This window comes from Pseudodonghicola flavimaris, assembly GCF_030164425.1.
Taxonomy (GTDB): Bacteria; Pseudomonadota; Alphaproteobacteria; order Rhodobacterales; family Rhodobacteraceae; genus Pseudodonghicola; species Pseudodonghicola flavimaris.
Genome location: NZ_JASNJD010000003.1, coordinates 274,330 through 287,490 on the forward strand (window position 1 = coordinate 274,330; position 13,161 = coordinate 287,490).

General features: G+C 69.2%; 7 protein-coding genes. All 7 read right to left on the reverse strand.

Features of this window, described 5'->3' with window-relative positions:
* Positions 1 to 55: 55 nt before the first annotated feature.
* Entirely contained in the window at positions 56 to 1,783 is a 1,728-nt protein-coding gene (locus QO033_RS05855; RefSeq protein ID WP_284480008.1) for an adenylate/guanylate cyclase domain-containing protein, read from the reverse strand.
* 6 nt (positions 1,784 to 1,789) lie between these two features.
* Positions 1,790 to 6,655: a PKD domain-containing protein gene (locus QO033_RS05860; RefSeq protein ID WP_284480009.1), complete on the reverse strand. Its 4,866-nt coding sequence runs from the start codon at positions 6,653 to 6,655 to the stop codon at positions 1,790 to 1,792.
* A gap of 54 nt (positions 6,656 to 6,709) precedes the next feature.
* Positions 6,710 to 9,052 (reverse strand): FecR domain-containing protein, encoded by a 2,343-nt coding sequence (locus QO033_RS05865; protein WP_284480010.1) that lies wholly within the window; start codon positions 9,050 to 9,052, stop codon positions 6,710 to 6,712.
* Between the two features lie 530 nt (positions 9,053 to 9,582).
* Positions 9,583 to 10,212 (reverse strand): glutathione S-transferase family protein, encoded by a 630-nt coding sequence (locus QO033_RS05870; protein ID WP_284480011.1) that lies wholly within the window; start codon positions 10,210 to 10,212, stop codon positions 9,583 to 9,585.
* A gap of 57 nt (positions 10,213 to 10,269) precedes the next feature.
* Positions 10,270 to 11,265 (reverse strand): YcjF family protein, encoded by a 996-nt coding sequence (locus QO033_RS05875; protein WP_284480012.1) that lies wholly within the window; start codon positions 11,263 to 11,265, stop codon positions 10,270 to 10,272.
* Positions 11,262 to 11,711: a GNAT family N-acetyltransferase gene (locus tag QO033_RS05880; RefSeq protein WP_284480013.1), complete on the reverse strand. Its 450-nt coding sequence runs from the start codon at positions 11,709 to 11,711 to the stop codon at positions 11,262 to 11,264. The genes QO033_RS05875 and QO033_RS05880 overlap by 4 nt, the downstream gene beginning before the upstream one ends.
* Complete coding sequence (locus QO033_RS05885; protein WP_284480014.1) at positions 11,708 to 13,123, reverse strand: YcjX family GTP-binding protein; 1,416 nt, start codon at positions 13,121 to 13,123, stop codon at positions 11,708 to 11,710. The genes QO033_RS05880 and QO033_RS05885 overlap by 4 nt, the downstream gene beginning before the upstream one ends.
* Positions 13,124 to 13,161: the final 38 nt, after the last annotated feature.

Genomic DNA, 13,161 nt, shown 5'->3' on the forward strand with positions numbered 1-13,161 from the left:
AAGCCGCCTTGCAGGGAGGCGGAGGCCTTCGCCCGCCCTTCATATGACCGCCGGCTCAGGCTTCGGCAACGGCCTGCCGCCGCAGCGAATAGACCGGCACCGGCTGCGCATAGCCCTTCAGCGTCACCGGCTCCAGCGGCGCGAAATCGACGCCCAGCAGCCCCTCTGCCGCCTCCCGCGTCGCCTGATCGATCAGCGCCTGCCCCGGCGCCGCCTTGGAACAAAGCCGCGAGGACAGGTTGACGGTCGATCCCAGCACGGTGAAATCCATCCGCGACCGGGCCCCGGTGGCGCCCATCACCACCTCGCCCGAGGCGACGCCGATCCCCACATGCAGATTGTATTCGGGGAATTTGTCCAGCATCCGCTCCATCGCCTCGGTGATCTCCAGCGCGCAGGCGGTGGCGCGCAGCTCCATCTCCTCGCCGTCGAACACCGCCACCAGCGCGTCGCCGACGAATTTGTCGACATCGCCGCCGTGGCGCTCGACGATATCGGTCTGCACGTCGAAATAGCTGTTCAGCGCCTCGATCACCACTTCCGGCGGCACCCGTTCGGAAAACTCGGTATAGCCGCGGATATCGGTGAAGATGACCGATACCCGCCGCCGCGTGCCGCCCCGGTGCATGCCCTGCTCATCGGCGCTCTGGATGGCGGAGACCGTCCCGCGTGAGACGAATTTCATCAACTCCAGCCGTTCCCCCAGCTCGCCGATCATCCGGTTGAAGCGCCGCGCCAGATCTCCGATCTCGTCGCGCGCCCGCACCCCTTCGACCCGTGCGGAGAAATCCCCCTCCCCGACCTGTTCGGCCACCGCGCCGATCTTGAGGATCGGCAGGGTCAGCTGGCGGGCGAAGATCACCGCCCCCATGCCGGCAATGACGAAGCCGACCAGGCCGACGATCAGGATGCGGCGGGTGATCGCGTTGACCACGGCATAGGCGCTCTCCTCGCTCAGCTCGGTGATCACCGCCCAGGGGAACCAGTCCGGAAAGGCATAGGCACCCAGCATCGCGGTGCCATCGGGACGCACATAGGGCTCCAGCGCCTCGGCGCGGGCGCCGGCCATGATCAGCGGCTGCGCGGTGGCAACGATGTCGCGGTCGGTCAGCAGCGCCGGCGCATCGCTCAGCACCCGCCGCCCGGCCTGATCGATGATCGAGATCTCGCCCCGCTGGGCGAAGGGATGACGCCGCACCATATCGCCCAGGATCGACAGGTCGATCTTCGCCGCCATCGTCACCTGCCGCCCGGCGATCTTGCTGGTCAGCGGCACCGCCAGGGTGGCGATCCAGTCGTCGGTCTCCGGGATCCGGCTCACCACCGGGCGGCCGTACTGGCCAGTGGCGGCGATCGCTCGGATCAGGTCGGGCCTGGTCGACAGCACCGCCACCGGGTCCAGCCCGGCCTCCGACAGATGCTGTGCAAATCCTTCGTTGGTGACCAGGATCGGCAGGTCCGACCCCTCGACCGACAGCTGCAGCGCCACCACCTGCGGCACCTGCTCCAGCCCCAGCGTCAGCAGCGAGACCTTCTGCTGCACCCCGAGGTCAGCACTGTCGATGCCGTTGCGGATCACTCTGAGCGGCGTCAGCCAGCGGCCCTCGAAAGTGGTGTCGAAAGCCGCCCGCAGTTCCGAGGCCACAGTGGCCAGATCCTCGTTCGCGGCGCTCTTCAGCTCGTCCCGGGTCAGCCGGGTCAGGTTCTGCCCGACCAGGACAAGCGGCGCCACGGCCAGCAGCGCGGCGAAAACGAAGAACTTGAGACGCAGAGGGAATCGCATGCGCGATTATTGGCCCCGCGCCACCGCCTCCACAAGCGCCGTGTCACGGGTCACGCCGCAGGCCAGCCCGGAGGTATCGAGCGCCTCCACCGTCACGGTATAGCTGCCGGGCGCCGCATAGCCGTGGCGCACCAGCGCGCCGGTGGCGGTGGCGCCATCGCCAAAGCTCCAGCTCAGCCGCAGGCCCTGGCCATCGGGATCGCTGGCGCCGGTGGCATCGAACAGCAGATCGTCATGCGCGCCGCCCACCGGCACCTGCCGGTCCGGGCCGGCATCGACCCGCGGCGGCGCATTGACCAGAATAGCCGCGGTGTCGCTGCCGATGTTGCATCCCGCCGCGCCGCTGTCGTCGGTCACCGTCAGCTGCACCCGCACCGCCGCGGGGCTGTCGAAGACCCGCTCCACCCGGCGGCCCTGCAATGTCACCCCGTCGCTGAACTGCCAGTCGAATCCGGTCAACGTGCCGTCCGGGTCGGTGGAGGGGCCGGCATCGAAGACCACGGTATCGCCCGGGCAGACCACCCGGTCGGGCCCCGCCAGCGCCAGCGGCGCCGCATTGACCCGGGCATAGACCTCCTGACTGCTGCGGCTGGAGATCAGGCCAGCGCCATCGTCCAGCGTTACATGCACCGGGAACAGGCCCGGGCGGTCGAACTGGTGGCGCACCTCTGCCCCGCTCAGCTGCTGGCCGTCGCCGAACACCCAGCGCGCCGCGACATCCGCCCCGGCGGCGACAGTCCAGTCCACCGGCTGCCCCGGACAGACCGCCGGCGGCGCTGCCAGATCGGCCACCGGCACCGGACGCACCGTCACCCGGCGGCTGAGGCTCACAGCGCTGTTCGACACCCCGGCCTCGTCGCGCACAGTCAGGCGCACGTCATAGGTCCCGGCAGTCTCGAACCGGTGCTCCGCCACCACGCCGCTGGCGCTGGCGCCATCGCCGAAGTCCCAGTCATAGCCGACGATGGCGCCATCGCTGTCGCGCGACCCGCCGGCATCGAAGCGCACCGCCTGACCCGGCGCCAGCACCTCGGGGCCGGTGAAGGCCGGCACCGGCGGCGCATTCACCACCACCCGGTGGACCGTCTGCTGGCTGCCGCAGGCGCTGTCACCGCCCTCCAGCTCGGCCCGCAGCGTCACCAGATAGGCGCCGGGCTCGGTCCAGCTGTGGCGCACCTCGGCGCTCTCCGCCGTGGTGCCATCGCCAAAGTCCCAGATCAGCGCGCCGGCGACACCGCTGTCGATGCCGCTCAGCGTGGCGGTCAGGGCGGTCTCAACCCCGGCCGCGGCACGGGCCGGGGCAGAGATTTCCAGCGCTGGCGCCGGCAGCACCACCACCTCGGCGGTATCGGAATCGAGCGGGCTGCAGCTGCCCCGGGCGTCTCCGGTGATCGTCAGGGTCACGGTATAGGTGCCCGGCCGGGTGAAAACATGGGTCGGCGTCTCACCGCTGCCGGTGCCGCCATCGCCATAGGTCCAGCTAAAGGCGTTCACCGCCCCGTCCGCATCGGTCGAGCCAGAACCGTCGAACCGCAGCTGGCTGTTGGCGCAGACCCTGAGATCGGGGCCGGCATCGGCCAGCGGCCCTTCGCGCACCAGAACCGCGATCCGGTCCATATCGGTGCCATAGTCGGTACCGCTTTCGTTGCGCACCCTGAGAGTGACCGGAAAGACGCCGGGTCGCTCATAGGTCTTGTTCGGATTGATCAGGTCGGAGCTGCTTCCATCGCCGAAGTCCCAGTCGTAGCGCAGCAACCCGCCATCGGGATCGCTGCTGGCGGAGGCATCGAACAGGATCGGCTGGCCGGAACAGATATCGCGGTTGCCGCCGGCATCTGCCACCGGCCGCGCCTTGATCCGCACGGTGGTGGAGTCGATTGCCCGCGCATTGGACAGCCCGGTTCCGTCATCGACCTGCAGCGTCACCGGATAGAGCCCGGGTTTCTCATAGACATGCGTTGCCGTCTCGCCGAAGACCGGGGCGCTGCCATCGCCGAAATCCCAGCGATGGATCAACGCGTCGCCATCGGCGTCCGCCGATTGGCTGCCATCGAAGGCGACATAGAGCGATTCCGTCACGATCGGCGCCCCGGCCTCGGCGGTGGGGGCGTGGTTCACCCGGATCGTCACATCATCGCTGGCGGTGGCGTTCAGCACGCCGCTATCGTCGGTGACCACCAGCTGCGCCGACCACACGCCAGGCACCACATAGGCGCGTTCGACCTGCGGCGCATCCAGCGGCGCGCCGAGATCGTCGAACTGCCAGCGCCAGCCGGTCAGCGTTCCATCCGGGTCATACGACTGGCTGGCGTCGAACCGCACGCTGTCGCCCGGCGCGATCAGCAGGTCCGGTCCGGCCACCGCCACCGGCGGCGCGTTGACGGTGATCAGCACCTCGGCATCGTCCTGCGCCGCGCCGCCGCGGAAATCATCCGCCACGGTCAGCCCGATCCGATAGAGCCCGGGCTCCTGCAGCCGGTGCGACACTCGGACGCCCTCGGCGGTGCTGCCATCGGGAAACTGCCAGACATAGCGGCCGATCTGCCCGTCCGGATCGACCGAGGCGCCGCCCGACAGCACGAAGTCGGTGCCCGGCGCCACCACCTGGGCCGGGCCGGCATCGGCGATCGGGCTGGCGTTGATCACCACCCGCAGGGTGTCGCGGTCGACGTTCAGCGGCGCGCCGCTGTCGTCATGCACCCTCAGCGCCACCTCATAGCTGCCGGGCTTGGCATAGGCATGCGACACCTGCTGGCCGCTCGCCGTGGTGCCATCTCCGAAATCCCAGGACCAGCCGGTGACCTTGCCATCCGGATCGCTGGAGCCGCCGCCGTCGAACTGCACCACACTGGCGGTGACATATTGATCCGGGCCGGCATCCGCCGTCGGCGCCGCATCGACCCGCACCACCTGAGAGCTGCTCTGCAGTGCCGAGGCGGTGCCGCTGTCGTCGATCACCGTCAGTGTGACGTTGAAATTCCCCGGCCGGGTCCAGGCATAGGTGACCTTCTGGCCCTCACCGGTGGCGCCATCGCCGAAATCCCAGATATAGGACAGGATATGACCATCGGCGTCGCTGGACGCCGTCGCATCCAGCGTCACCGCCTCGGAAACCGACAGCGGCCGCTCCGGCGGGGCAAACACCGGCTGGGGCGGGGCATTGACCGCCACCCGCAACCGGTCCTGCGCCTGATTATTAGCGACCCCGCTGTCGTCGATGACGGTCAGCACCACGTCGAACCGGCCCGGGGTCTGATAGGCGTGGGTGACGGTCTGCCCTTGCAGCACGGTGCCGTCGCCCATGTCCCAGACATAGGCATCGATCAACCCGTCGACATCATAGCTGGCCCCGGCGCTGACGCTGACCGGGCCGCCGATAACCGCCTGCTGATCGGCGCCGGCCTCGGCCACCGGGGGGAAGTTGACGACGACCCGGCGGGTCTCCACCCCGAAGTTGCAGGGATGGTTACTGTCATCCTCGACCCGCAGAACGGCGCGGAACTGGCCCGGCGTCTCATAGCTGTGCTGCGCCCGCGCACCTTCGGCCTGGGCCCCATCGCCGAAGCTCCAGCGATAGCGCACGATCGGACTGTCGGAGGGCTGCGAGCCGCTGCCGTCGAAATCGAGCGGCTGCCCCGGCGCCACCACCACATCGCCGCCCGCCACCGCGATCGGCGCGTCGCGCACATGCACCGGCAGGTCCACCGCCGCGCCACGGCCCGGACGGCTGCCGGGTTCCACCACTTCCAGCCGGGCGGTATAGCGGCCCGGCCCGTCATAGCGATGCGCGATCACCGGATCGGTCGAGCGGCTGCCATCGCCGAACTGCCACAGGTAGGACAGTGGCGTCAGCCCGGTGGTGCCGCTGGCATCGAAGGCCACGGAACGGCAGTCGGCCAGCGGCCGCGCCGTGGCGGCAATCACCGGGCGGCCCGGCTGCGGCGCCCGCACCGGCGGCATCTGCAGCGGCAGCGCCCGGCCCTCGGCGTCGAAAACCGCCATGGTCACATCGTTCGGCGTCTCGAACCCGCCCTGCAGGTTCAGCGCCAGATTGGTCTCATCGGTCTCGACACTGTCGGAGGTCCAGTAATCCTGGCCCGAATTGCGCATTGGCAGATCGGCGAAATCAGTGACCAGAGCCAGATCGCCATTGGCGCCGTCAAAGCTCTGCACCGTCAGGGTGCCCTTGCCCGGGCCGGTGAACTTCACCTGCGTCGGCGGATTGCCGGCGGCCCAGCGTACCGTCGGGCGATAGGCGAACATCTCCAGCCCCTCGGGGGCACGGTCGCGGTCGCGCAGCAGGCTGACCGACAGCGAATAGCCGTTGCCGTCGTTGCCTGCGGTGCCTTGCACGTCCAGCCGGAAATAGGCCCGGTCGCCGATCACCTCGCCCTGGCGGGCGCGCAGCGCGGTCAGCGTCACCCAGCGGCCATCGGTGGCCTTGTCGTTGCCCCAGGTCTTCTCACGGATCAGCTGGCCGGGTCCGGTGACCGGCTCGAACGGATACCGCTCGGCGCGGGCGCCATCGGTGACGGGCTGCGGCCGCTCCGCCGCGGAAAAGGCACCATCGCCCCCGAACAGCCGGAAGGTGGTTTCCGAATCGCCGCTGCCGCCATAGGTGAAATCCCCCGCGCCGCCGACCTCGGGATCGTAGATCCGAAGATAGACGCGGTCGGCCAGATCCGCCGGCAGGCTGAAGAAAATCTGCTCGCGATGGTCGACATCCCCCTCGCGGGTAGCAGCGCGATGGCCATAGACCACCAGCAACCCGTCTTCGGCGCGGGACGCCCCGGTCTGGGCGGAGAGGGCGGCCGGATCGGTCAGCAGAGCCAGCCCCAGCAGTGCCACCGTCCAGTTCCGTGCCTTACGCATATGTCATCCTCCGTTGACCGCCGCCGCCAGGGCGCCCGGCCTGGTCCATCTGTCCTATTCGTATGCCGCGTTGCCGGCGTAGTCTTCGATCACCACTTCGATCAGCTCCAGCGCGCCGGGCTGCGGCGGCAGGCTGGCGCGACACAGGCCGGTGTCGCTGTCGCAGCGCAAAAAGCCCTGCACCTCCTCGCCGTCGATGGCGAGGATGAAGGGCGCCGCCTGCCGCAAGCCGCTGGCATCGCGCGCCTCCACCGTCAGCTCGATGGGGCCATTGGCCCCCTGACGGCCCAGATCGACCCGCACGACCTCCGGCGGATCGAGATCGAGAAAACTGCTGAGCCGGGTGACCCCGACATTGCCCACCGCGTCCTGGGCCACCAGTTCCAGCCCGTTTTCGCCCGGCACCAGTTCGGTGGTGACGGTGAAACGCCCGTCAGCCAGGGGTAGCTCGGCCCCGTTCAGATCCAGCCGCACCGCATCGCCGGCGCTGCCGCTCAGCTGCAGCACCTCATCCGAAGTCACCCGCGGCGGCGGCATGTCCAGGCGAATCTCCGGCGCGGTGCCGTCGCGGATCACCGAGAATTCCTGTTGCCCCTCGACCGTGCCGCCGGGGGCCAGAACCTCGATCACATAGCCGCGCAGCGCCTCTTCCGCCGGCACCGAGAAGGTCAGCGCCCCGGCGGGCCCGACCTGACTGCGCAGAACCTCCGTGCCGCTGTCGTCACGCACCACGATGGCCGCGCCCTCCTCCGCCGTAGCGGTGCCGGTCACCGTCAGCATATCGGTGCGCGTCGCCAGCGCCGTGCCGACCCGGGGCAGGCTGCCCGCGAGCACGATCCGCACCTCCGCCGCCGGCCGGTAGGTCACTGTCAGGCTGCGCTGGCTGCGGTTGCCGGCCGGGTCAACCGCAGCCACCTCGATCCGGTTCGGGCCCGGTGCCAGCGACAGGCTGGACAGGAACGACCCGTCTGCCCCCAGTTCCAGCGGTGCGCCGTTCAGCGCCACCGTCGCCTCCATCTCGGAGGCCCCCAGCACCTCCACCGTCGGGGTGGTAACCAGACTGTCCGCCGCCGGCGACATCAGCGCCAGGAACGGCGGCGTGGTATCGACCCGCAGAGTGAAATCGCGCGGCAGGCTCCAGGCTCCGGGCAGCCCCAGCGCATCCAGCGCCGCGATCCGCCAGTGATACCGGCCAGGCTCCAGCCCGATGGCGGTGAAGGACGGTTCACCGATGCCCCATTCCGAGAGCTGCATTTCGTTGAACCCCGGATCGGCCGCGATCTCCAGCCAGTAGCCACGGGCCGCGTCCAGCGGCGCCCAGCTCAGCGGCGCCTCCGCGGTATAGAGGATCGCCCCCGGCGCCGGCGCGTTCAGCACCGGACCGGGCAGCACCTCGGCCCGCTGCGCCCCGGCGGTGGTCAGCACCACGCCCTCGTTCTGGCCCACGGTCAGATTTTCGCCATTGCGGGCGATCTGCAGCCCCGGCGCATCGTAATTGACGAAACGCGCCCCGCTCTTGTCGTTCTTGATCCAGAAGTCGGCCGAGCTGGTGGTGGTCTCGATCCCTGGCACCTCGATCTCGAATTCGGTCTTGCCCGACAGCTGGTTCAGCAGCGCATAGAAATCCCCCTCCGCCAGCGACACTTTGGTCACCTCGGTGCCGGTCAGCGGGTCCGAGCGCATGCGCTGAATGGTGGCGTTGGAATTCGGGTTCAGCCGCAGCCGGCTGAGGTCACGGAAGGTGACCTGAGTGGTCGAATTCGACAGCGTCCGCAGCTTTTCGAACTCCACCAGAATGTCGTTCAGCAACCGGCCCGACCAGCTCTGCTCCGACGGCGTCCGCCCCTCGACCTGCCCCTGCACGTCCGAGACCACCGCCTCGGCCGACCGGTCGCGCTGCGCCACCGAGATCGCCAGCGCCTCCCGCGCGAAATCCGAGGCGACGCCGGCCAGGTTCACCACCTGCCGCCATTCGCCCTGCTCCCGGCGCGAGATTGCATCGTCGCGGTTGTCGATGGCCTGCCCGATCTCGGTCGGGGCGAAGATGCGGGCGCCTTCGGCATTGGCCTTCTGGATTTCCTGCAGCGCCGCAAGCAGCGCGTGATCCGCCGCCATCACCTGCCGCACCGGCAGCGACAGCTCGGTCCCCGGCAACAGATCGGCGGGCGAGGCGATGTTATTCAGCGCCAGAACCACCGGCCACAGATCAGGATCATGCAGGTATTTCGCCACCAGCCCGCGCAACGTGTCGGAGCCAGAGAATTGCACCCGCTCCAGCGGCGCATCCATCGGATCGAGTTCCGCCCCGCCCGAGCCGGGACCGGCCAGCATCGTGATACAGGCCGCCAGAACCGCCAGAAGCGGGCCCGCCGATATCCTGAATCTGGCCAATCGCACTTGCAAACTCCGCTCCCTCGAACCGATTGAGGTGGCTCGCCCCTTGTTTTCCAAATCTTCCGTAAGGTCAAATCATCACGCAAGGAAATTCGCACGCGCCGCTGCGACCGCCGGGAAACGACAATACTGCCCCGACAAAACCGGCGCGCCCGTGCGATTGTCCTTTCCTCCCGAACAATCGACGGGGTCTTTGTCAGCCCGGCGCCTCCCTCCCCCGTGGCGTTCATCGACCGGAACCGGACGCCTCCACGCGGGTGTTCAGAAAGAGTTTACCCCGAAAATCAGAGACTTGAAAAGTTTTCCGAAAAAACTTCGAAATCGAGCGACGGAACCCCGTCCCGCCTGCGTATGACCAAGTGGCGTTTATCGCCACCGTCACCCATCCCCGGTTCACCCCCACTCACGGAACCGCACGACCTCCTGGTCACGGGGGTGGGTGACATCCGCGGCCAGGGAGGGGCATTCCCCGATGACCGCCAGAAGGCAGGCATCGCCCCTCCCGGCCGCATCTTGCCAACCCGCGATCCCGGTCACAGCGCCGCGCTGGGGCGGGCTGCGATGGCGTCGAACCAGGCCCGGGTGGCGGTATTCTCCTCCGGGATACGGGTCTTGATGACGCGGGCGAAGTCGATGAAGACGAAGCCGGTGATATCGGCCAGGGTAAAACGGTCGCCGGCGAGATAGGCGCTGTGACTGAGCCGCTCCTCGATCATGTCGAAGAAGATCGCAACCCGGGTGCGGCCGCGTTCCGCCAGTTCCGGGATCTGGTCGAAATCCTCCGGCCCCGGGATCGCACGGCCCTGCATGTGACGGTTGGAATTGCGGAATGTCTCGGCGATCGGCATGCCGCCCTGCTGTTCCACCAGCGCGTTCCACATCATCACCAGCCCCTTTTCAACAGGCGTCTCTCCCATCAGCGGCGGTTCGGGGAAGCGGGCCTCGAGATAGGCGGCGATGCCGAGATTCTCGGCCAGCACCGTGCCCTCGTCGGTGACCAGCACCGGCAGGGTGGCGCGCGGGTTCACCTTCAGAAAGGCCGGCGACAGCTGCTCTCCCTTCGCGATGGAAATATCGCGGGTATCGATGGTCAGGCCCTTTTCGGCGATGAACATCCGCGCCCGGCGCGGATTGGGGGCGGTCGAACAGTCGTAAAAGATCATCTGGCGGGTCTCCTCTGGCCGCCACGATAGCGACGGCGACAGACCCGGCAAGCCCCCTTAGCGACCGATCAGCCCGGTCAGTGCGCGCTTCACCATGCCGCGAACCGACGGCCTGTGGCGCGGGGTGAAGGCCAGCGGCCGGCAGACCTCCATCGCCGCGACACCGACCCGGGCCGAGAGCGCACCGTTGACCAGCCCCTCGCCGAAGCGGCGCGACAGCTTGCTGAGGATCGAGCCCCCCAGCAGCGGTTCCAGCAGATCGTCACCGACCGCCACCGCGCCGGTGGCCACCAGATGGCCGAAGACCGCCCGCATCAGCCGCCAACTGCCTAAGAACCCGCCGCGGCCGCCATAGACCTCCGCCACCCGGCGGATCATCCGCAGATTGGCGGTGAGCGCGGCGGCGACATCGGCCAACGCCAGCGGCACCAGCGCGGTCACCGTCGCCACCTGCCGCGCCGCCGCCTCGACCTCGCGCGCGGCGCGGGCGTCGAGCGGGGCCAGCACCTCTGCCTCCACCAGTTCCAGCACGGCGGCGGCATCGAACTGCTCGCCCACCTGCTCCTCCAGCCGGGCGCGGCCCCAGCGGGTGTCCTCGCGCCCGGCATAGAGCGCGATCAGCCGGGCGGCGACGGCGCGGGCGCCGTCCAGATCGGCATCGGCCAGGGCGGCATCGGCCTGCCGCCGCACTCCGTCGAGCCGGGACAGACGGCCGAGTGCGGCCAGTTCGCGCAGCACCAGCAGTGCCACCACCAGCAAGAGCGCCAGGATCAGCGCCGCCACCGCCCAGCCGAGGATCGGCAGCCGGTCGATCAGCCGATAGACGAAATCCCAGGCCGCGACCGAGATCACCGCGCCCAGAACCCCGCTCAGCAATCCCCAGAACCAGCGTGCCAGCCGCGATGGCCGGGCCCCGGCGATCCGGGCCGCGCGCTGCATCGCCGCGCCGTCCAGGCCCGGCGCATCGGGATCGGGCACCGGCGCGGCCCCGGCCACATCGGGCAGCGCCTCGCCGCTCTCTTCCAGATCGAACAGCACCGGTCCCTTGCTCATCGCCCGCTCTCCTGTTGCCAGATCATGGTGATATCCGGCAGGTTTTCATCGTTCTCGGCGCCATCGCCGCGCGCCACCTCGGCGAACCCCGCCCGCAGGTAGAACCGATGCGCCCGGTTGTTGGCGGCGATCACCCTCAGCCACAGCCGGGGGGATCGCGCCTTGGCCTCCGCCATCAGCAGATCGGCCACCCCGCTGCCTTGAGCCCCGGGCGCCAGGTAGAGCGCGCAGATCTCCTCTCCGTGCCGGGCGAGAAACCCCACCACGGCGCCGGAATACTCCGCCACCGTCACCCAGCCCATGCGGATCATCGCATCGCAATGGGCGATCGCCTCCGCCCCGGTGTGGTGATCGGGCATCCAGTCGGTCTCCCGCTGGAAGCGATGCAGGATCTCTCCCATCCTGCCGGCGTCCAGCGGCCGGGCGGCGCGCAGGAACAGGCTCACAACCGGTCCCCGATCAGGAATTGCGCGGCGCGGTCCAGACGGATGTGCGGCGGCCCGTCGCCCGGGTGCAGCACCAGCGGCGCCGGTGCAAAGCGCATCAGCCCGTAATCGGCGCCCAGCCAGGCGCGCGCACCCTGCCGCGCCGGGGCGAGCAGCCGCGCCGGATCCTCCGGCAGCTCTCCCGGATAGAACGCGGCCTGCCGTCCGTCCTCCAGCAACCGGCCGCGCACGCAGGGCAGTTCCCGCCCGTCATGATCGCGCATCTCCTCGGTGGTGGCGCGCAGCGCGGCGATCGCCATCGCCGCCGTCTCCGCCCCGGCGAATTGCGCGCGATCCCGGGCACTGCGGGTCAGCGCCTCCATGATCGCGGTCAGACGGCCGTGCTGGCTATGATGCAGGTGATCGGCCTTGGTGGCGGCAAACAGGATGCGGTCGACCCGCTTGCCGCGCCAGAGCCGGGACAGGAAAGCGTTGCGACCGGGGCGGAAGGCGCCAAGGATGCCCTCCATCGCGCGGCGCAGATCCTCCACCCCCTGCGGGCCGGCATGGATCGCCCCCAGCGCATCGACCAGCACAACCTGCCGGTCGAGCCGGGCGAAATGATCGTGAAAGAACGGTTTGACCACCTTTGCCTTGTAAGCCTCGAACCGCCGTTCCATCTCGCGCAGCAGACTGCCGCGCCGGCCGGCGCCTTCCGGGATCGGCGCGAAGGTCAGGACCGGAGAGCCCGCCAAATCGCCCGGCAGCAGGAACCGCCCCGGCGGGATGCAGTCATAGGAGCCACTGCCCCGCGCGGTATCGAGATAGGCGGTGAAGCTGCGGGCCAGCGCCTGCGCCACCGGTTCGTCCAGCGCCGCGTCCGGGTCGGCGGCACGGGCCTGATCCAGATAGGGCTGCGCCTCCGGACGTCGGGCCAGGCGGCTCAACGCATCCTCCGCCCAGTCGCGATAGGACATCTCCAGAAGCGCCAGATCGAGCAGCCATTCCCCTGGGTAATCGACGATGTCGAGATGCACGGTGCGCGGCCCCTGCAGCCCCGCCAGCAGCCCCGAGGGCCGCACCCTCAGCGACAGGCGAAGCTCGGAAATCGTGCGGGTGCCGTCGGGCCAGTGCGGCCCCGGCCCGGTCAGCGCCGCCAGATGGGTCTCATAATCGAAGCGCGGCAGGGTGACATGCGGCTGCGGCTGCAGAAACGCGGCCTCGATCCGCCCCTCCTGCGCCGCCACCAGCCCCGGCATCCGGCCCCGGTCCAGCAGATTGGCCACCAGCGAGGTGATGAAGACGGTCTTGCCGGCGCGGGCAAGGCCGGTCACCCCCAGCCGGATCACCGGTTCGAAGAAGGTTTCCGAGATCCGCCCGCCCAGGGTATCCACCCCGCGGGCGACCTCATCCGCCAGATCGGTAATGATCAAACCTGTCTCCTGCCGATTGCCTGTCCTGCAAGATAGGC